Source organism: Vibrio sp. B1FIG11 (assembly GCF_905175335.1).
Taxonomy (GTDB): domain Bacteria; phylum Pseudomonadota; class Gammaproteobacteria; order Enterobacterales; family Vibrionaceae; genus Vibrio; species Vibrio campbellii.
Map to the genome: position 1 here is coordinate 2634997 of NZ_HG992751.1, position 18869 is coordinate 2653865.

21 protein-coding genes are annotated in these 18869 nt (G+C 45.1%); 2 read left to right on the forward strand and 19 right to left on the reverse strand.

The features are described from left to right. The 17 genes from KHO06_RS12150 to KHO06_RS12230 form a co-directional block, all read right to left on the reverse strand. The gene (locus KHO06_RS12150; protein WP_212581664.1) at positions 1–438 is read right to left on the reverse strand and encodes a CesT family type III secretion system chaperone; all 438 of its coding nucleotides are present in this window, start codon (positions 436–438) and stop codon (positions 1–3) included. 277 nt (positions 439–715) lie between these two features. Further along, complete coding sequence (locus KHO06_RS12155) at positions 716–3619, reverse strand: ADP-ribosyltransferase (RefSeq protein ID WP_212581665.1); 2904 nt, start codon at positions 3617–3619, stop codon at positions 716–718. A gap of 3 nt (positions 3620–3622) precedes the next feature. Continuing rightward, complete coding sequence (locus KHO06_RS12160; protein ID WP_005426189.1) at positions 3623–4018, reverse strand: hypothetical protein; 396 nt, start codon at positions 4016–4018, stop codon at positions 3623–3625. Positions 4019–4244: 226 nt separating this feature from the next. Further along, on the reverse strand, positions 4245–4880 hold the full coding sequence (locus KHO06_RS12165; RefSeq protein WP_212581666.1) for an HrpE/YscL family type III secretion apparatus protein: 636 nt from the start codon (positions 4878–4880) through the stop codon (positions 4245–4247). Then, on the reverse strand, positions 4859–5524 hold the full coding sequence (vscK, locus tag KHO06_RS12170; RefSeq protein ID WP_212581667.1) for a SctK family type III secretion system sorting platform protein VscK: 666 nt from the start codon (positions 5522–5524) through the stop codon (positions 4859–4861). The genes KHO06_RS12165 and vscK overlap by 22 nt, the downstream gene beginning before the upstream one ends. Further along, a complete protein-coding gene (sctJ, locus tag KHO06_RS12175) occupies positions 5517–6263 on the reverse strand; it encodes a type III secretion inner membrane ring lipoprotein SctJ (RefSeq protein ID WP_212582476.1) in 747 nt (248 codons plus the stop codon). The genes vscK and sctJ overlap by 8 nt, the downstream gene beginning before the upstream one ends. Before the next feature lie 17 nt (positions 6264–6280). After that, on the reverse strand, positions 6281–6625 hold the full coding sequence (gene sctI, locus KHO06_RS12180) for a type III secretion system inner rod subunit SctI (protein ID WP_005426285.1): 345 nt from the start codon (positions 6623–6625) through the stop codon (positions 6281–6283). Positions 6626–6633: 8 nt separating this feature from the next. After that, positions 6634–7296, reverse strand: a complete 663-nt coding sequence (locus KHO06_RS12185; RefSeq protein WP_212581668.1) for a YopR family T3SS polymerization control protein — start codon at positions 7294–7296, stop codon at positions 6634–6636. Beyond that, on the reverse strand, positions 7296–7652 hold the full coding sequence (locus KHO06_RS12190) for a YscG family type III secretion system chaperone (RefSeq protein WP_212581669.1): 357 nt from the start codon (positions 7650–7652) through the stop codon (positions 7296–7298). Before KHO06_RS12190 ends, KHO06_RS12185 begins: the two co-directional genes overlap by 1 nt. Positions 7653–7655: 3 nt before the next feature. After that, positions 7656–7904, reverse strand: a complete 249-nt coding sequence (sctF, locus tag KHO06_RS12195; RefSeq protein ID WP_212581670.1) for a type III secretion system needle filament subunit SctF — start codon at positions 7902–7904, stop codon at positions 7656–7658. Positions 7905–7924: 20 nt separating this feature from the next. Continuing rightward, positions 7925–8125, reverse strand: coding sequence for an EscE/YscE/SsaE family type III secretion system needle protein co-chaperone (locus tag KHO06_RS12200; RefSeq protein WP_212581671.1), 201 nt, complete (start codon positions 8123–8125; stop codon positions 7925–7927). Then, positions 8112–9413: a type III secretion system inner membrane ring subunit SctD gene (sctD, locus tag KHO06_RS12205; RefSeq protein WP_212581672.1), complete on the reverse strand. Its 1302-nt coding sequence runs from the start codon at positions 9411–9413 to the stop codon at positions 8112–8114. Before sctD ends, KHO06_RS12200 begins: the two co-directional genes overlap by 14 nt. A gap of 5 nt (positions 9414–9418) precedes the next feature. Continuing rightward, the gene (gene sctC, locus KHO06_RS12210) at positions 9419–11290 is read right to left on the reverse strand and encodes a type III secretion system outer membrane ring subunit SctC (RefSeq protein WP_212581673.1); all 1872 of its coding nucleotides are present in this window, start codon (positions 11288–11290) and stop codon (positions 9419–9421) included. After that, positions 11290–11718 (reverse strand): YscB family type III secretion system chaperone, encoded by a 429-nt coding sequence (locus KHO06_RS12215; protein WP_005426227.1) that lies wholly within the window; start codon positions 11716–11718, stop codon positions 11290–11292. Before KHO06_RS12215 ends, sctC begins: the two co-directional genes overlap by 1 nt. 12 nt (positions 11719–11730) lie before the next feature. Further along, complete coding sequence (locus KHO06_RS12220) at positions 11731–12711, reverse strand: T3SS regulon anti-activator ExsD domain-containing protein (protein ID WP_005426156.1); 981 nt, start codon at positions 12709–12711, stop codon at positions 11731–11733. Between the two features lie 143 nt (positions 12712–12854). Beyond that, positions 12855–13715: an AraC family transcriptional regulator gene (locus KHO06_RS12225; protein ID WP_012127524.1), complete on the reverse strand. Its 861-nt coding sequence runs from the start codon at positions 13713–13715 to the stop codon at positions 12855–12857. Between the two features lie 597 nt (positions 13716–14312). Then, on the reverse strand, positions 14313–14720 hold the full coding sequence (locus KHO06_RS12230; protein ID WP_021017830.1) for a YscW family type III secretion system pilotin: 408 nt from the start codon (positions 14718–14720) through the stop codon (positions 14313–14315). 358 nt (positions 14721–15078) lie between these two features. Between KHO06_RS12230 and KHO06_RS12235 the strand changes: the two genes are divergently transcribed. After that, complete coding sequence (locus KHO06_RS12235) at positions 15079–15525, forward strand: CesT family type III secretion system chaperone (protein WP_005537110.1); 447 nt, start codon at positions 15079–15081, stop codon at positions 15523–15525. A 7-nt stretch (positions 15526–15532) separates the two neighbouring features. Next, on the forward strand, positions 15533–15832 hold the full coding sequence (exsE2, locus tag KHO06_RS12240; RefSeq protein ID WP_212581674.1) for a T3SS regulon translocated regulator ExsE2: 300 nt from the start codon (positions 15533–15535) through the stop codon (positions 15830–15832). 483 nt (positions 15833–16315) lie between these two features. Here the strand turns inward: exsE2 and KHO06_RS12245 are convergent, their stop codons facing one another. Continuing rightward, positions 16316–17365, reverse strand: coding sequence for a hypothetical protein (locus KHO06_RS12245; RefSeq protein WP_212581675.1), 1050 nt, complete (start codon positions 17363–17365; stop codon positions 16316–16318). A 205-nt stretch (positions 17366–17570) separates the two neighbouring features. After that, a complete protein-coding gene (locus KHO06_RS12250; RefSeq protein WP_212582477.1) occupies positions 17571–18851 on the reverse strand; it encodes an AAA family ATPase in 1281 nt (426 codons plus the stop codon). Positions 18852–18869: the final 18 nt, after the last annotated feature.

The window sequence follows — 18869 nt, forward strand, 5'->3', positions numbered from 1 at the left end:
TTATACCCTTAATGTGGCAAATTGAGCCGCATCTATTGTCTGTGTTTGTTTCTGTTCTTGCGCCGCTTGCTCCTGCGGACTTGCTGACAGCTTTAACCAATCAACAAATTGAGCAATCGACGTTTCAAAATATGTCTCAGTTAACATCGTTTGATGAATGTGAATAAAACCGATGTAGCCAGCATCTTCATCCCAACAGACGTAGGGTTCATCTTTTGTTAATGCTGCCTTCATGTGTTTAAAATAAACATCGGGATGTGGTTTATCACCGGAAATTAAACCAATAAGCGTTAGCTTCTCTTCATTTGATCGAAGTGTAATCGCCACTTCGTTATCAATAATTAAGCGGCAACAACCTTCTTCATCAAATTCCAGCGTTTCTATTTGGTAACGCTTTGCAAAGTCATTTAGAAGGGTCGATATAAATCCGTTGACCATCTGATTTACATTCCTATTTTTGTATTTATTAGTATTTACATCTCCGCGGTTTAGATAAGCGCAGAGTGTTGGCTGATGGGGTTATTATGCTGAATACAGATGGGTGGATATGCTAGATATGGTCGGCTTTTTTTCATTTTAAGCCGTTTATGATAAGACACATAATGAGAAAAAGCTCAGCGTGGTGTGCTGAGCTTTACTGTTTCAGTCTCAAGCAAGCTAAAACTGTTGAGAGACCTCGAGTTGAATAAACTTACTTGAGTAGTTGAGCATTTGGCTAAACAAAGCCACCAGAGTACATTGGTTTAAAGGCTTCTGTTACCGCTTTATCCGCATTCGCTGTATTGGCGCTTGGTGCACTGGACTCTCGGCTCAGTACCACAACCTTGGTTTGCTCTTCCATGTTCGGGGGATTTTTCTTAATACGATCAATCAGGTCAGCAAGCTCTGCCTCTCCTTTTGGATCGCTTTGACCACTTAGGCCCGCTTTATCCATCTCTGGCGTCGTTATACGTATGGTCACATGAGGTTTGCGGCTCCCCGTAGCCACTTCTGCATCGTAAATTAGCTTTTTCATCACCGTATTGGCTGAAGGCGGGTAACCTTTCTCCAGGTGTAAGGTGTAGCTTTGTTCCACAGTAAAAGACGTCCCTGCAGGAACCAAGATTTCTCTCTCACCTTCCGCATTACTGATGGGTTCAATATTCACCCCGAGGTCTGACGCCGGGTTAATGACCAAAAGCGCACCTTTCGCCATGTAACTTTGTGCCACGTCTGGAGCACGCGTTGTACTCATAAAGCCAGGAAACTGAAAACCAGTTCCCTTCTCTAATGCCGCATCAGCAACACTGGTGTGACAGCCATGCCAGACTTTACCGGAGTATCGTTCAAACATTGGAGAGTCTATCGCAGCCTGCAACATATCCACGTTCTGGCGATACTCTTTCTTCGCCTGCGCTCGCTCAGCAGAACTTGTGTATTGATTACGTTTTAGGAACGATTGAAGACGCATTTCCATTTCACTCTCGTTCTTTGGTGGAGCAAAATCGCCGTAGCCTGGGTTGATAATATTCGCGCCATTCCCTGTATAGAATCGAGTCGTCGCCAGCAGCATCGCGTTGATCAGCGTTGCTTGGTTATTTGCATCATCACCAATGGCTTCTAATACCGCTTGTTGGCGTTCAGCTGGTGTGACTTTGCTACTCGCGACATCCTGTAAAAAGGCCAACGCATCTTGGTGATCAGGTTTGTTTTTTAGCACCAACTGAGCATCAAGCATGTTCGACTTATCTACCGTGCGAAAGGTTTCCCACACGTCATTACGCTCACCGTAACGAAAAACATTACTTAGCGATCCTTCCTGTGAAGATTCCGCCAACAAAGACGCAGCATTACTGAGAAGCTGTTGGTATTGCGCAGGAGACTTACCCTCCAACCAGTTGCCTAATGCTTCCGCTTTAACACCATCGATAAATGGTAGCCCTGACGGTTTTCGCTCAGGCAATTCCGGCATGGTTCGCTGCTCGGTATTGTATAACTTCAAGTCATTCATATTTTGCGGAGCGTAGTGAATTTTCTCTGAAGCTAGGCCAAAGGTATCGTCTGCTTCTTGATCACTCTGCGCGGCCTGCGCCAGAACATCAAGATACTCACTCCCTGCATATTGTGATGGGTAGCCTTTCCCTTGAGTCACAGATTGATCGAACTCTTCGACACTCATTTTCACCGGTTCAATTGCGGGTAGATGAACCTCTTGTCCATTTAGTGTGATTGTCTTGGCATCCATACCGGGTAAGTCGATGTCTTGGGTTATCAGCCCCTCGTAAGCACCAAGCCAATTGCCCGTCTCACGTGCTTGCCACGCCATCATGCCATCACTGTCTACTGTCGCAGCACCGTGGTCATTGTGCTCCATTGCATAAGCATCCAGTGCTCCCATGATCTCTGTAAAACTGTGATCACGCGGCTGAATCATCCACCCCAACAGCAAGGCTCGAAAGGCTTGCGCTTCAGAAGCAGGCATTTTGAGAAGGCGTGCCACTTCGTACATAAAAGAGGTGGTACTGGATGGCCCCGCAAACATAGGTAACTTCTTATCCATGTTTTGTTGGCGCCAGTTGACCGAGATTGGTTTATCCTCGCCAATCGTGGTTAACGTTTTGTCATTGATAACGAAACCACCATAGCCGGACTCATGTTCTGGACGCTCTTTTAAAGCAACGGCGTCATTGTGATAAGCCGCAGGCTTCATAGCCTCCTGCATTCTTTGAAACTTGAATCCGGTCCCTTTGTGAGGGTCGCCATTTTGACGACTGCCGATAAAGTCATTGCCAGTTTTGTTGCCGAGCACTTCACTTGTATTCCAATCGGCATACTTAAGCCATGCCCAACCGTGGGGCTGGGTGGTGGTCGGCGTCGAGATCTCTGGCTGCGCCCCTTCACCGTGTAAGTGGAAAATGTTCAGCCTTTGGTTTGCTTCCTTAGCAATCAGCAGCGGCTGATTCACAGCATCGCCCATCATCTTAAGTCGTGAAGGATCACGAAATACCCTCAAATGGCTATAAGCTAATGTGGTCAGTACCCGAGCATTGGCTTTAGGATCCTTGAGTACGCTGTTGAGCTGTTCTGCCCACTTAGCGTCATCATCACTCCAGCCGTCCAGAAAACCGATGCCGGCGTCTTCATTTGTCTTTGCTACTGGCACTGAAGGATCTTTCGCTTGAGCGATCGCTACGTTTTCTAGGATCCGACGCAAAAACGATTGAGACATGTACTCAACGGCAGGGCTCTGCAGCAGGTCATTGCCCAAATGGTTAAACTCAAATGCTTGGTTGGCTTCTGCAATCTTTTCCACCGACTGAGCGACTATCTGGTTTTTCACCGCGTCAGAGGTTGTTGGAAACTGCGCATTTACCTTGTCTCGGACTAAATTTTCAATGCTACCTTCATACTGGGCAGCACGCATGATGGCGTGATTAAATTCTTCCTCGGCCTGACGCAATGGTGGCATCGGGACTGGTTGCGTGTTCAGCGGCGGTTGATTACCGACTAAGGAAACGGAGACCGATGAAACCTGACTTAAAGAGGTATTATCCGCGGTGCTTGCCGCGCTTAGTGTCTGCTGTGAGGACAGCAAAGCCGCAGTGCCTGCCGCGCCGTCTGTTCGAATCGTTGTTTGCATCGATCACCCCGCAGTGGATTCAGTGATCGCATCAAACAAGGCACTGCGTAAACTGAGTGCATTTTGCCAAAAGACATTGAGATCGCTATTCACCACAGACTCATCCGGCAATGCAAAATTGAGTACAACAGTGGCGTTGTCAGCGGCTAACGAGAACGACGCAATGCCGACAACATCGGGGTGAGAATTCAGCGCCAGCAGTTTAGAAGGTGATATTCCCCCCTCAGGCTGCTTGGCTGGTGACAAAGGGAACATGACCACCATGCGGTTTTCATAATTGAAAATCGTGGCGTAATGCATGCCATCTTCGCCAACTAAGTTACATTGACCATTCAAAAGCTGCCATTGCCCGCCAGATAAGTCGGATAGCCAGTTGTTTATGATTTCTTCTTTGTTCATTGCGAGGATCCCTTTTCGTATTGAGTAATCAAAACGATAAGCGCAAGGGCATTCGCCATATATCACTTTTGGTCAGAAGTTTTTAGGGCGCCTTTTATCGGCTAGCGCTTACGGCTTTCAGTTGAATGCTAGTGAGAGGAAATTGATGCTGAATCTAGAAATAACCAGCCACTGAAAATAAAAAAGCCCAGCATGGCTGGGCTTTCGGAGAGCAAAAATAAACGCGTTAAAGCTGTATCTGCTGGCGTTCGCTCAATTGCTTGGTAATAGCTTGCTTGAGCGCTTGCAGCTGACCGTCGATACTCGCATCGATAATACCGACCTCGGTCTCCAGTATGCAGCCGCCGTTTTTTAAACGCGCATCGGCAATGACTTCAACGTACCCCACTTCAGGGAAATCACTGAGTATGGAGGAAACCTTCTCCCGCACTTCAGTAACCTGCTCTGGATGCACATGAAGAATCACTTGCTTTTGGTTACTGACGAGCTGGAGCGCCTCTCTCACGACACTTGCTGTGGTATCCACATCATCAAAGCTGTTGATGATCTTTCTGACGGCATCGAGCACAACGCCTGTCATTTTTTGCTCGACCTGCAAATAATACTCGTTGCATCGAGCAAGTGTTGCCTGCATAGTTTCGGCGTTCTCGATCTTCGCTTGATCGATGCCGTCCTGATAACCTCGCTGCCTTTCTAGCTCATAGGCTTCGTCCGCTTTCGCAATGATGCTTTCTGCTTTTGAGTGCGCCGCCTCAACCAAATGCTGCGAATCTAAGTAACTCACATAGTCTTTTGCTTTGAGCACTTTTAAGCCCGGCGCCAATTGCAAGTTGTCGGTTTTTATTTCAACAAATGAAACCATTGAGGAATTACCTGTTTTGCGATTTTCTTGATAAGTCGATATGCGAGATCACGATGCGCGTCATCCAACCAATCTGCACTGCGTTCCGTCCGCGTCAGTTGACGATCGAGCTTAAATTGCCATCGTTGCACTAGCTCTGATGGTGACTTTGCCAGTAAGAACGTGACCCATAAATAACCCAGTTCTCGGGCTGCCTTTTCAAAGCTTTTTTCATCGAGGCTGGTTGGCAGTGGCTTTTGCCAACCGCTGGGCCAGTTGGAAATCATCATCGATCCTTGTTGGATCAAAAAACGCGTTTCATCCACTCCAAAGACCTGATTAAGACATTGTTTAGGTTGCTTTAGCACCACTTGGCGCATCGCTTGGCAATGCATGATTCCGCCAATCATCAACAGCAGCCGATTTGTTGCCTCTACAGGCAGTAAAGCCAGACTGTTGTATGGATGATTAAAAGCATGATCCGTAATTGGCGACAACGACCAGTCTTCAATACACCACTGATTGATGGCCGCTTGGTTTCTCCAGCCTTGGAGTTTTAACAACCAAGGCTGTTTTTCCATTACCCAACTTTCGTCAATATAACTGCAAGGGCAATAGTTAAACTGATGCTGAATTTGGGAAACTGGCGTTTCGGAATTAACCACGTTTCACGTTCCTGCGGCACCAAGCAAACGTTGCTGCGTTAGAGCCAATGATCAGCAGTACCAAGAAAACAAGGATAGCAATCAGATGGCTTGCGGTGTCTTTGGTCACTTGAATCGACAAAATGCTTTCGAATTGATTACCTTGAGACGCCACACGAACTTCCGAAGATGGCACCATCACCACGCTAATACGATCGTAGTTCAACCCTTCGATGCTGTTGTTTACTAACAGCTTAATTTGAGGGACATAAGAGTCCAACGCGACATCCGCAGCATGCTTGATAAACACAGATGCCGATGCTGGCGTTGGGCGCTCACCAGGACGAAGATTTTGGTCTTCAAGTACCACGTGAACGCGAGCGACCAACACACCATCAATTTGTGACAATGTGGACGACAGCTCTTGCGACTTCGCGTAAATAAGTCTCGCTCGCTCTGCAAGCGGAGACGAAATCAGGTCGTCTTTCGGGAAGACTTCTTTTAGTGTCGAGAACTGCTCTCTTGGGTAACCTTTGCGCTTAAGCGCATCAACCGCAAACGCAATTTGTGCGTTATCTACCATCAACTTGACGGTGTTGTCTTTATCCGGTTCTTTGGTGGCGACGACACCTTCAGAAAGTAAGATTGACAACATTTCGTTGCCTTCTTTCTGGCTTACACCGGTGTAAAGTTCGGTCTGACAACCCACCAAAAATAGAACCAGTAACATGCTTACTGCACGCATTGTTTTTCTTGTGATGACTGACTTCATTGTGACTACTGTGCCTTTAACAGTGTTTCTACGTTTTGCGTCGTTTTACCTACCGTCTTGGCGATCAGTTCCTCTTGAAAGGTAATTCGAGTCAACGCCCATTGCATTTGCAAAAGCTGAGCAGGATCGTCACCCACCATTTTCATACTGTCGGTTAAACTGCTTTTTGCGTTATCGATGGTATTTTTCAGTTCGCTTATGTTTTCTAACAAACCACCTTCTAAACCATTGTTTCCTTCCGGGGCCAACATCGCTTGCTCGAAACGTTCGCTAAGCCCATCCTGAGCTTGCGCATCTTGCACTTGCTCTAGATTCGTCTGCATGACTTCGGTGTACTGCGTATTGATCATCTGCGTTCCTATGAGAGCTCTAGTTTGTGGCTGTAAGTCAGCATGTTTTTGACCATCGAGTTGATTTGTATAACAAAGCTCAACTCTTCCCGAACCATGTCTAACAATGGCTCTTGATCAGGAATGTCTTTCAACTCGGCCCAGCTATGCCAAAGTGCTTGTTCCTTTTGCGCCCCCAGAGGGAAATGCTCAGACAGCAGCACTTTTAGCTCCTCACGGTCTTTTGGAGGATCGGCGAGCAAACGTCCAGAAAAGCTGCCCAGTAACTCTTGTTCGAGTGAAGCCAGTAATTCTGGAGACGCTTTATCGGTGCCTTTTACGCTTCTTTCCTGGCTAAGCGCATACCACAACGCCTCTTTCTGCTCGCTTGGAGAAGTAAGCGCTCCGTCAAGTGAGCGGCTAAGTGCCGTTGAGCTAAAGTTTCCGGAACTCTTGAGCGCTTCATACCACTCTTTAATTGCCGTCACTTTGGCCTCAGACTGAGAGACGATGTCCGTGCTTTTTTGCACTGGTGATGCACTCTTGTTTGATGAATTGCTTTCTGATGCACCGCTGTCTAATGCACTTTCACTCATCAAACGGCTCATCTTGTTTGCCTCTTGCGGATCAACTCTGGCTGGCTGCTGAACCTGACTGAGCGCATAGTTGAGCGAGTTGTTGTCAACCTTCATTAAAGGTTCCTGATATCCTGAGAGAAGCTCGTCACAAAGGCTTGGTTTTCTTCACTGCCTTTTGAAGCCATCGCCAGCCATGATTCCGCTTTACTCGCTAACCCTGCTTTACCCGCCGCCAGAGCCGCTAAGCAGACTAAGTCAGGAGAGTTCACGCACACAGGTTCAAGCAGGCGATGCGCCTCTTCGTAGCGACCACGATTCATCAAACTCATAGAACGAATCATTGCCACAACTTCTTCGGTATCCCCTTGGGATTCGAGGCAAGACGCAATTGTCTCTGCCTCTTCGTGGCGATGCATACCGGTTGCCATCAAAGCCGTTTCGGCCAGCAGCAAACGCATGTCTTTATCCATAACTTACACCTTCTGCAGAATCGACTGCATCACGTCTTTGATTGCACGAGTTGTGGTCGCGTTGATGTTGTAAACCACCGACCATTTGTTGATGGTGTGCTGCAATTCAGCCAGCTTTGATGGGTCGTCGGCGTTGGTTTCTAGGTTTTTAATTGCTTCAGTAACCTTCTCATTCGCAGCTGTTGATTGGTCCAATAATTTGGCTTTAACGTCGTCGAGATTGACGCTTTTGCTCGAATCATAAAATGACATAGGTGTCGCCTCTGGGTTATTTATTGTTTGGAAGTTTCAATTACAGTTAAGGCTGCTTGATACGCCTCATGCTGTTTGAGTAGCAACTGATATTCATGGGGGGCACAGCCAAGATCGAGCTGGCGCTTAACTGCAGATTGCGCTTGCTTGAACTTGAGGACAATGGCCTCTTTCTGTTCCTGCCCTGAGTCGCTTTGTAGTAGTTGTTCAAGATTTGTCATTGGTATTTCCACCTTCATACCCTAGATCGATCGTGATCACTCGCCCGCCTTTCGCCAGCTCTATTCCTGATGGGGTGACGCTAGAAATGCGATACCCTTGAGGGGTGCGAGCCCCAACCATGTAACGAACATTGTCCGTAAGAATCACATAAGGGACTTGGCCGAAATTCACGCTACGAAACGGAAAATCGATGTTGGTTCCCTTGCTTACTTTAGGAATGGACTTCAAAACCAAATAAGGTTTCTCGCCATACTGCTCACGGAAATCCCTCGTAACGCCATAGAAGCGAGTGGTCTCGATATCGTCCAACTCACCGCGAACTTCAATACGATCGCCACTTGTTACTAACTGAACTTTCTTTAGTAACTCTGCTTTTTCAAGCAAGGCTTTGAGTGTATCCATATAGGCGCCCGCTCTTTGCAGTTCGACCTTCCAAGCGACCAGCCCCGGGACATCGCGTTCTAATATCTGCTCGACTTGGCTCCAACGGCTCGCATCATCAATGTACCCCGTTAAGAGCAGCGTGCCTGTCTCTTCACCATTCTCAACTTTGACTTGGTGATAACCGAGGTTACGCAAGATAAAGCGCACGCCACGACGAATCTCTTCCATGGTTCGCAGATCACTTTTGTAGTTGATCCCTAGCGCGTCAATTCTTCCCAACAGTTGCAGTTTTGCGGTTCTATCCTCGACGTACCCTTCCAGTACTGCTTGCCTTGCCGTGGCATTCCATTCAACTCGCACATCATCGAGCTTCAATTCGCTCAGAATATTGCGCACTAAAACGATGGGCTCCGCTTCCGTGATGGCATCGCTGTCGCTGGCTCGGATTTGGCTATACCAAACACCGGCAAATATCACGCTTGGGATCAGGCTGCACATTAAGCCGATCAAAACTGTTCTCTTCCAACCTGATGACGGTTTATGGCTGACCGGTGCCGCTTGTTTATCTGCGGCTTCCGTCGTGATATCGATCGCCAAGTCATCTTCAAGGTGCCCTACTGCAAACGTTAAGCGGCCAACCGAAACCAAGGCGCTGCGTGATAATTCAATCCCATTAGCGTCAACGGTAACGCTCTCGTTATTGATCGAAACCTCATCACAATCACGCAGTAAGACGGTATCACCATCGCATACCAATACAAGGTGACTCGCCTTGATGTCCGAATCGGTCAACACAAGGTCGGCGGTAAAGTCATCGCTCCCCAACACCAATGAATCATTGGGTAAGGTCACCTCTACTCCGGCATGAACACCAGAGAGAATACGAATTTTCCATTGCTGCATTGAGGCTATTGCTCCTCTAATGGTCGAACGCAATGATTCTCTGAGCCATCACACTCTTTGATTTGCACTCGCCATCCTTTTTGCCCTGAAGGCAGCTCGCATTGTGATAACAGCGAAGATTTGCCCTGTGACAATAGATCTTGCTGATGACGCTCCGCTTGTACTTGAGATGTACAGCTGTAGAGCGCGAGTGCCGATTTCAGCTCTGCACTGTTATTTGAAATATTGTTCAAGGTGCCGAGCTTCGGTCTTAAGTCATACTCATTACCGATAAGCACGTTGTCACCAATGCCATCGACAACAATTCTCGGCTCAATAATGAACATGCGCACCGTTCTTCTGGTGGTATCAGTGGTACTTCTAAACAAAGCACCAAGGTATGGGATGTCCCCTAACAAAGGCACTTTACGCAGTTGGTGACTAACTTCATCACGGTACACACCACCGATGAGTAGGCTCTGCCCTTGTTTCACAGTCGCCAACGTGCTGATCTCTGTCTTGCGGATGGATGGCACATCATCAACACCGCCATCTGGAATTTGCGCACCATCTTCAAGATGCAAACTCAGATTGATTTCGGGTCTTTCAACAAATCGATCTCCGACAATACGTGGGACGATTCGCAGTAAGGTACCGTAGGTCACTTCTTCAAGTGCCGCCGTTTCTTTACCAATCAACTTGACGTAGAAAGTACTGCTGTTGTTCAAAACCGCCTCAACGTTTTCTTGAGTTAGCAAAGTCGGTCGAGACACGACTTGAGCACTACCTTGAGATTCCAACAAACGAATTTGAGCCAACAAGTAGTTTAAATTGGTCGCATCAAGCAGTGACTTAAAGGTCTGCCCGCTGCCTAGCGTCACATCACCACCATCAACGTCACCTGTGGTTTTGATGTCTAAAATACTGTTGTTTCCGACCTCAATACCCGCTCGCCAATCCACACCCAATTGGCTCAAATCGTTCGCACTGATATCGACAATCGAGAGTGCCACTTCGATTCGCGACTGTGGCTGATCCAACTGAGCGACCAACTTACGGTACAAAGGCAAACGTGCTTGCGTATCACGCACTATGATGGCGTTTAAACCTGGCTCTGCTTCAACCGACGCACCGCCGTGTACAGAAACATTCTTCGTCGTGGTTGCAGCCGCATTGATGTCCGTTTCTTCACTCTCTTTGGTTGCCTTGATCTGAGTTTGCACACCCGACAACACCCGGCTCAATACCGATGCAATGCCCGGCACCGTCACCGCTTGATCGCGATAAGTGATTTCTCTGTCCGTCGCCGAGGCGTATTTCAAAGGAATAATTTCAACAAACAGCTCATCAGTAGAGTTCGACTTTTGAACCAATCGGCTTTCCAGCGCTTCGGCCGTTTGCACAACCAAATCCACGTATCTAGGTGGGCCCGCTAAATAAACCAGCCCTTTGTTCTCTGCCGCACGCCAACCGTAGCGAGAATCCCAAATCCCTGTCGATATCAGAGTACTGCGCAGCTCACGGGCCGTCAGAAGTTCAAGCTGTAGCAGCCGAGAACGGGTTTCCGTCGCTTTGTACACATGCAACACCGCGCCATCGAAGTACCACATCAGGTTGTAGACCTGTGCTAGATAATCAAGAAACTCGGCTGGGTCTTCTGGCGTAAATCGACCACTGACTCGATCATTGACCTTGTCACTGACCGACACAGAAACACGATAGTTAGCGCCAAAGTTATTCAATAGTTCTTTTAAAGAATCGTTGTCCGCATAGTAACGAAACGGCTGATCAGGCCAATCCAACTCTGATGCGTGTAAAGGCAATGCCGACAACAAACTCAAAGTACATGCAACAGACCAAACAAGTCGGCGAAGTTGTTTTTTTAAAACGGCAAGCATTATGGAATCCAAATACTGTGGCTGACGGTATGATTAACGCGTTGATGCTCTAGCACACCACTAAACTGCTCGACCAAATTCACATGTTGGGAGAGCTGAGCGCATAATGCTTCTGCGGTTGCGCTTTCCATGTTCATCTTTCCTTGCACAATCAACTGTTCGTTATCATTCACCGTCAATGTGCTGCACGTATCTCGCAGTGTCTTCAAAGAGAGCTGCATACAATGCTTGAGTGCCTGCTCTTTTTGGTAATCGAGGTGCTGTTCAAACTGAAATGGGAGCACGGTTTCCCACAAGACCCATGATGAATGCTGCCGAATGTTAAGCAGCATCTGGTCGACTTCGATATCGTAGGAACCATTATTTGAGGCAATAAAATCCCCAACCCCAAGCGTTGCCGCGAGAGATTTCATCATTTGATCTAACATATTTAGCTCTATTTAAATCTGGCTGAGATGGTTACAAGCTTGACCGCACTGGTTACTCTGAATATCAAAATAGTAGTGATCCACATTGCCAACGGTATGCATGTCTTGAAACCACTGCCAAATCTTCGCAACCGCATTTAAGTCGCTGTACACATGGTCACAAGCGTCCCATACGTCGTTGAGCTCAGGCGCTTGTACTCGAGCTTCGCCACACCAGACTTTCCATTCAGAGATAAACTTATCTGATGTTTCGCCGTACTGAGATAGACCTTTGAGCTTCTCAAGCGTTGGCTTCCACTCTTCCACCATCGCTCGGTGAGATTCGACGGCCTGATTTTGTTGTTCATTAAGAACATCAAGCTGCTCATACAGTTCACTCTGCTGGCTCTGAATCAGTGCTAACTGCTGCTCTGCAAAAATCGCACTGTTCTCTTCTGTCGACAGTCTCAACCAGTAGTCTTTCTGAATACTCAGCTGATTGATCAGCTGCTCAAGCTTGATGGTGTCATGCAACACCGTCTGATCTGTCTTTCGGTTCACCCACTCATTCAGGGTTAAATACATCGACAGGATCAGCGTTTTAGGGGACGCCAAATTGAAGCGAAAACCTAATCGGCTGTTAATGTAATCCAGCCTTTGCTCAAAAGAGCTCAACACATGATTGTCACTCAGTTGCCCACCCACCTCGAGAAAGAGGCGCATGGCAAACCGGTCTAAAGAGGTACCAAACCTTTGATAGGTTTTCACCACTTGGCTTGCACATAAGCAATCAACGACATTGCGGTCAAGCAAACGTTGCAGCAAAGACAATTGTTCTGAACTCAAAACATCTTCACTAAGCAGTTGTCGGTGATTGACATTAACAACATTGGGCACTTGCGATGATTGGGTTAAACCTTCGTATCTTGCGCCTCTCTGCAATACAGTGACCTTCCTTTGCGTCACAATGTTGTTAGGAAAAAGCGAACGGCGTCGCCAATGCAGCTTTTTCATTGGTGTTGTTCTCCGCATCTACTTCGAACAATCCAGAAGGAAGTAGAGGTAATAGTTTTGTTCGTTGTTACGCTGAGCATAATAGAGTTTACGTCAGTTGATGCCTTTCAAAATTAGTCAGAAAATTTTAGTCGTCAGACATTTCACTTAGCAATAGCGACTTGTTCATCCCCAGAACGTACACGACTTGGTGTCGTTCCAAAACGGCGTCGGTAACTTTGCGTAAAGTAAGATTGACTAGAAAAGCCCGCTTCCATTGCGACGTCGACAATGCTCATTTTGCTGGTAAGTAATAACTTATGGGCATGCAGCAAACGGCGCTCACTGATCCACGCCCTAGGAGAAACGCCATAGTGCTCATTAAAGAGCTCTTTAAACGTCGTCAGGCTCGCGCCAAACTCTTGAGCGTAGTCGGTCAGCTTCCACTCCTTCAGGTAATGGAGTTCCATAAAGCGACGCAGTCGGTCTGAGGTTTTGTTGGTCAGCTGTGATAATAACGCATACAGGTTCTCACCTTGCTCACCGTGGAGCAATAAGATGAGCATTTCCTCGTATTTTAAGCGCATGATGGTGTCAGGATAAGACTGCTCTTCTAGCGTCTTCATCCCTGATAAGGTCTGCTCTATCAACAAATTGAAAGTAAACGGGAACAATCCAGACTGAACGTTCTCAACTTTTGGTAGCGACATCAGTAAATCACTGTGCTTTTGCAAAAATTGACTGACAAGTTCATTGTCGAATTCGATCACTGACGCCGTATATTGGCCATCTACTGGCGTGTATTCTAGTAAGTAATCCCCTTGAGAGAGGAACACACCACAACCAGCGACGACATCTAACGTGCAATCCCCCGTCTGAACTCGCAATTGCCCATTGTGAACGACAACAATGTGAGACTGGCGAGAATGAAAAACTTCATCGTATTTTTCATAGTAACAAGTACTATGGATTTTTCGCGATAGCGAGTTGACCCTTTCTGTGTTTAGTTGGCCTAACACATCCATTTTCTACCCTTCATAATCCTAATTTCTCTAATCCAAATAGAGAAATGCCAAAGCCTGACTACGCCTATACAAAAACGTACGTGCGATGTTTAATCAGAACGATGTCAATTAAAGAAGCAAAGAAAAGAGCACAGGTGCGATAGCACGACCATACTCCCCGAATAAATTATAAATAGCTCAAAAACTACCGGTGGTAGCAAAAAATAATCTTGGAAAAACGTCTCGATATTGTTTGTTATATTCTCGAGAAATTAATAAGCTTTTGCTAAAGTTCAACTTATAACTAGTGATACTCAAGCAACCAAAGCTCTTATTATATTAGAATAAATGAAAGTACTAATATTTAAGCCTACTCTCACCTATATTGGTATTTCCACAAAAAATGGAGTGTTTATTTTTAAACCACTCTATCTAGCCAACTTCATAGAAGCGGGGGATATAAACATAAAAATTGCAGTGAGTGCAACTGATATTCATATAAAGAAGCACTGAGCCGATGACTTGACTCCATTAATAATTAGGGTTTTAGCCCCGGATTATTCGCTTCATTCAACTTAAATTTTTATTAAAATAGAAAAAATGAAAACGATTACTTTTCTAGTTATTATTGTAAGCTTCTAGTTTTAAATCCTTATGCACTCTGCCTTGCGTAAAAATATAGCCTTCTTCTTTACTGGCTCTGATTTCCCCTTGAGAACGTAACACTGCGCGGATCTTCATTTCACCCTTACCTGCTTGTATAGGCGCAATAACAAAAGAGTATTGCACAGGCAGCTGAACCCCTTGGTATGTCTGCTTTGCGACTGTAATACACCGTTCTGTGGTTACTTGGCACACATCAATATCAACCGATGTACTCACGGGCGCAATATACTCATCAAAAGCCACCCACCCGTACAGCACAGCTTGGGAAGAGCTCGCAAAGCCGCCGTTTGAGGAGTTGGTGTGAGTGCAAGCATTCAAAAACAACAGGCTTAGCAACCCAATAAGCGTTCTAGATTTCACTGCGTACTCTATTTACTTATCTTTTTATTAAAAATGACAGTCGCAATTCTGGTACAGAAATATATAAAAGATCAACCTGTATTTTATAAATGACTCAAAAAATAAATTCTCAAAAATAAGAAACCGTTAATTACACTGGATTTGCTTTGTTTTAAAATTTGACATTAGTTCCAAGCACATAATCAAATATTATATAAGTGAAATTTATATGCACTAATGATATAAGCAACACCATCAATACTTTCTTTATTAACCTTATAGAAAAAACGTTTATATAAAAAAATCCAACCAATTTTGATAAACATCGAAATGCACTTGCCATAACTTCACCCTTAAAATTCTAAAAAGGATGACTTCTATGTCTGCGCGCCAAATCGTAGATGAGGTTTTACTTAAATTTGCTCATCAAATAGGGTTACCTAAATTACAGTTGATTGAAGACGAATTGGGTTTAGCTTTTGATGACAACTTAAGAGTGCATGTGATTTTTCACCCAACGACAGGGATGCTTCAATTAGAAGCTGAGATCGTCGATCTACAAATTGTTAATTCTGACCTTTACCGTTCTTTTATCGCATTCAACTACCATTGGTCTGAGCATCAATTGTTTTTTAGCTTAGATAACCACAGGCACAAGCTTTGTTTAAATAGACTGCTTCACGCAGAGTCACTCGACTACGAACTGTTTGAAGATGCACTGGCTGAGCTGCTCACACAGAGCGAATCTTGGGAAGACTTGTTATCCGCCCACATCGCCATGGAAGCTTTGCCATCTCAGCTTCAGAGCTCGGATTTAAGAGTTTAGGTAATCTATGTCCAATGACATCCAACCAACACAAAAGCACTTATCTATCGATTGGATCGAGAGCAATAGCCAGACTGAGTCTGTACAGAAGGGAAACTTTTTAGGCAGAACGGTGGTGCAGATAAATCCAAACGAGCGAGAGCAAAACCGCACTAACTCAAAATTGGAGCTAGGCGAGACGCTTTCTATGCTTGCCAATACTGAGCGCTCCAACGCGATTTTAGGCTTTGAAAAAGACTCGAACGCAGCACAAAGCCTGTTGAGTAGAAAGGTTCAAGTGATCGCGGCCAATAGGCCGATGAGCTAGGGTTCACCCTCACCTTGCAAGAAACGCAAAGCCCCGAGATTTCGGGGCTTTGTTGTTTTGGAAATTAGAGATACAAAAAAAATCCTTGGAAGTCTTTTTTGTGAATGTGGGAATGAGGAAATTAAATTACTGAATAGTAACCAAATTAGTAGACGCTCTTTAACGTGATTTCACCTTTGCTTGTTTATCCCCGAATTAAAGAGAAGGATTACCTAAATTGGATGAGCAAATGCTGATTTTCTCATTGGTACTGGTTGTAACTCTGTTAATTGGCCTATTTTACATAGTCAGGAAGGTCTTGCTCCGTCGCAACAATCTTAAACTTAACTCTGTTGAGCCAACCCTTAGAAAGTCCAAACGCAATCTTTTGGATCTGAGCAGAACGCAGGCTAAGGTCGTTCGACAAAACAGCGCCCTCACAGCCGACGATGCCGCCTTTATTCAGTCTTGCCTTTTTGTAGAAAAAGATAGCAATAAATAAGCCTATTCAAAATTAAGCTTTCCAGATAATTCAAACATCAAATCTTGATGCAAAACCGTAAATGGTAGCTCAAGGTAATCTCCCGGAGCACGTTTGATTGCTTTCCCATCGTTAGGTGCATTTTTCGTATACCCCATAACAAATTCACCATTTTCCCTTACATATGGTAAAACAACTATACGCCCATGGTTCTTTGACACAATCTTACCTTCAACCCAAAGAGCGTTCTTCCCCTTGTCTGAATCAGGAATCGAAGCAAACTTCACTTGCCACCCAACCAAATTACCTTGCTCTTCAAACCAGAATAAATAGTCCCCTGAAAGAATGACTTTTACCCCTTTCTTGTATTCTTGTTCTAGGTGTTTCTTGACACTCTCCAACTGCAGCAATTTATTGGCTTTTGGCAATAAAGCAGCCCTAATGCTAGCTTTTGTCTTGCTCCAATTTTGCATCCCATCAAACCCAAATGGGCGAGCAATCATTTCTCTATAGGAATATTTTGCTGTGGTCTGAGTGTGGAGGCCTCGTCTCCATACATTGTCATCTCCTTTAACCAGAGTGAGACGATGTTCACTGATTCTGACTATTTTCACATAAGGAGTTTCTGTTAGCCTCTTGTACAACGCACTACGTAAAGAATCACTTGCGCCATGGATTTCGATATCCTGCCACTCCTCCGCAGGAAACGGCTTGCTTTTGTAAATAGATAGAGCTTCTCGTAGCATCAAGTCTTCTTCGCGTACAAGCCTCTTTTGTGCTGTAGTTCTTTTTTTTACTTTTAAAATCAAAGAACATTTCTGTTCATGGGGAAGGTTAAGCGTCTCAAGAGTAGATAGAAGCTTTGAGTTTTCATCCTCTGCAGACAAGCAAGCCTCTTCAAAGGAGTCGTAGAAACGTTTACGCTTGACTTGAGTTCTCAGATCGTAAGGCTTGTCGTACCATTGTAGCTCCCCATTTTTGTCAAGCCGACACTCATGAATTAAATAACCACGCCCTCTAAAATAAAATTGTACGGGGCAGACTGCTAATATGGTACTTCGATCAAGATCCATGGTTTACCATCATCAAATTGTATTGTTTCCAAAGCACTTCCTGATTCGAGTGACAGTAGATGTCACGCGCCAATACTCATAATTGGAAAACGTTACTTACTCAAAGGTTGACCAGCCAAGGCTCGTAAAAACACTTAGTAGTTAACCGTGCAACTAAAAATGATTATAGAGAGAAGGGCCTTCCCCCTCTCTCCAATTCAAGACATTAGGCTAATGCTTTGTTTAATGTTTTCGTTAACTTGTAGAAAGCAGAGTAGTCGTCAGATCCCGCTTTTGCCTTTTCGCGAAATTCTTTCAAATACAGTCCCTTCAGCTCATTTTTAGCATATTTCTGCTCGTCTTTTGTTCCATGTATAGCCTGCTGAATAAGATCTGGGTTAGACACATTTACTGCATTTTTGTAGGAATCAGGAATCAACCCCTCAACACTTCGGCACCCTGCCTTATCTATGCCGACCACAACATATGAACTATTCTTTTCGAAGCCATGCCTTTTCAATGTTGGCTCTATATCCTTTATCACGTCTATGTCAAACGTTATCACCATGTTCTTGCTTCTTGACTTAATGAAGTTAAGAAGTGTCGAGTTTTTGAGATTCCCGCATCCATCATAAGCGAATATCTCACCGTCAAAATCTAAGCGATTCTCTCCATGACTATCGTGACGCAATGACTCAAAGTACTCCTTGTCAGTTTTACCTTCAACCAGTAGGTAAGATTTTGATTCTGAGAAGAAAATATCTCTCCAAGGCTTAAACTCCTCATTAGCGAGACCCAAAACTACTCCAAATGGCTCCATCCAGTTCTCTTCATCAATCTCAACTCTTGCTGTTGCTCTCAGTTGGTTTCTGTACTTCCTTCTCTCCAAAAGAATATTACTATCAGGTGCAGACTGGTTCAGCATGTAAGGGCTATGGGTTGTCGTGATCACCTGCACACCAAACTCATTCGAGATTTGCTGCAAAATCCTACCAAATTCGGCCTGTGCTGAAGGGTGTAGAAAACTCTCTGGTTCTTCAATTACTAGTATCGGAGTGAGCTTTTCAGCAGACGTCGCAGACTCACTGATTTGCTTTGCTTTAAGAAGCGTCAGAAAAATCATTGTTCTGTTTTTAGTACCACTTCCCCAGTCATCAAGATCAACATCCATTTTGCTATCACCTAAGGTCAGGTTATATGGAAGTCGATCGATACTAAAGTCTGGTAATGTTAAGCCTACTTTCAGATTGCTGTTTAGCTTACATAGCAGGGCTGATATTTCTTCTTTCTGGGTTTTTGCGATCTTAGCTAAAGACTTATTCATAGATTCAGACATTACATTCATGTCTTTAGAGTATTGAGCAGAAAATTCGTCAAGAAAACCTGTAAACGAGGCTCTACTTTCAATCTCTGTCGAGTTATGAATTAGTATGCTTGATTGTACTTTTTTGTGTATCTCTTGAGCTTTGATGCCCTCAAATAAAACACCATCAATAGTTGCAGTTATCTCGCTCGACGACGACGA

What these genes read in the sequence shown, in the direction of transcription:
- KHO06_RS12150 (WP_212581664.1), bottom strand. Translation starts at nt 438, where the DNA reads ATGGTCAACGGATTTATATCGACCCTTCTAAATGACTTTGCAAAGCGT.
- KHO06_RS12155 (WP_212581665.1), bottom strand. Translation starts at nt 3,619, where the DNA reads ATGCAAACAACGATTCGAACAGACGGCGCGGCAGGCACTGCGGCTTTG.
- KHO06_RS12160 (WP_005426189.1), bottom strand. Translation starts at nt 4,018, where the DNA reads ATGAACAAAGAAGAAATCATAAACAACTGGCTATCCGACTTATCTGGC.
- KHO06_RS12165 (WP_212581666.1), bottom strand. Translation starts at nt 4,880, where the DNA reads ATGGTTTCATTTGTTGAAATAAAAACCGACAACTTGCAATTGGCGCCG.
- sctI (WP_005426285.1), bottom strand. Translation starts at nt 6,625, where the DNA reads ATGATCAATACGCAGTACACCGAAGTCATGCAGACGAATCTAGAGCAA.
- KHO06_RS12185 (WP_212581668.1), bottom strand. Translation starts at nt 7,296, where the DNA reads ATGAAGGTTGACAACAACTCGCTCAACTATGCGCTCAGTCAGGTTCAG.
- KHO06_RS12190 (WP_212581669.1), bottom strand. Translation starts at nt 7,652, where the DNA reads ATGGATAAAGACATGCGTTTGCTGCTGGCCGAAACGGCTTTGATGGCA.
- sctF (WP_212581670.1), bottom strand. Translation starts at nt 7,904, where the DNA reads ATGTCATTTTATGATTCGAGCAAAAGCGTCAATCTCGACGACGTTAAA.
- KHO06_RS12200 (WP_212581671.1), bottom strand. Translation starts at nt 8,125, where the DNA reads ATGACAAATCTTGAACAACTACTACAAAGCGACTCAGGGCAGGAACAG.
- sctD (WP_212581672.1), bottom strand. Translation starts at nt 9,413, where the DNA reads ATGCAGCAATGGAAAATTCGTATTCTCTCTGGTGTTCATGCCGGAGTA.
- sctC (WP_212581673.1), bottom strand. Translation starts at nt 11,290, where the DNA reads ATGCTTGCCGTTTTAAAAAAACAACTTCGCCGACTTGTTTGGTCTGTT.
- KHO06_RS12215 (WP_005426227.1), bottom strand. Translation starts at nt 11,718, where the DNA reads ATGTTAGATCAAATGATGAAATCTCTCGCGGCAACGCTTGGGGTTGGG.
- KHO06_RS12220 (WP_005426156.1), bottom strand. Translation starts at nt 12,711, where the DNA reads ATGAAAAAGCTGCATTGGCGACGCCGTTCGCTTTTTCCTAACAACATT.
- KHO06_RS12225 (WP_012127524.1), bottom strand. Translation starts at nt 13,715, where the DNA reads ATGGATGTGTTAGGCCAACTAAACACAGAAAGGGTCAACTCGCTATCG.
- KHO06_RS12235 (WP_005537110.1), top strand. Translation starts at nt 15,079, where the DNA reads ATGTCTGCGCGCCAAATCGTAGATGAGGTTTTACTTAAATTTGCTCAT.
- exsE2 (WP_212581674.1), top strand. Translation starts at nt 15,533, where the DNA reads ATGTCCAATGACATCCAACCAACACAAAAGCACTTATCTATCGATTGG.
- KHO06_RS12245 (WP_212581675.1), bottom strand. Translation starts at nt 17,365, where the DNA reads ATGGATCTTGATCGAAGTACCATATTAGCAGTCTGCCCCGTACAATTT.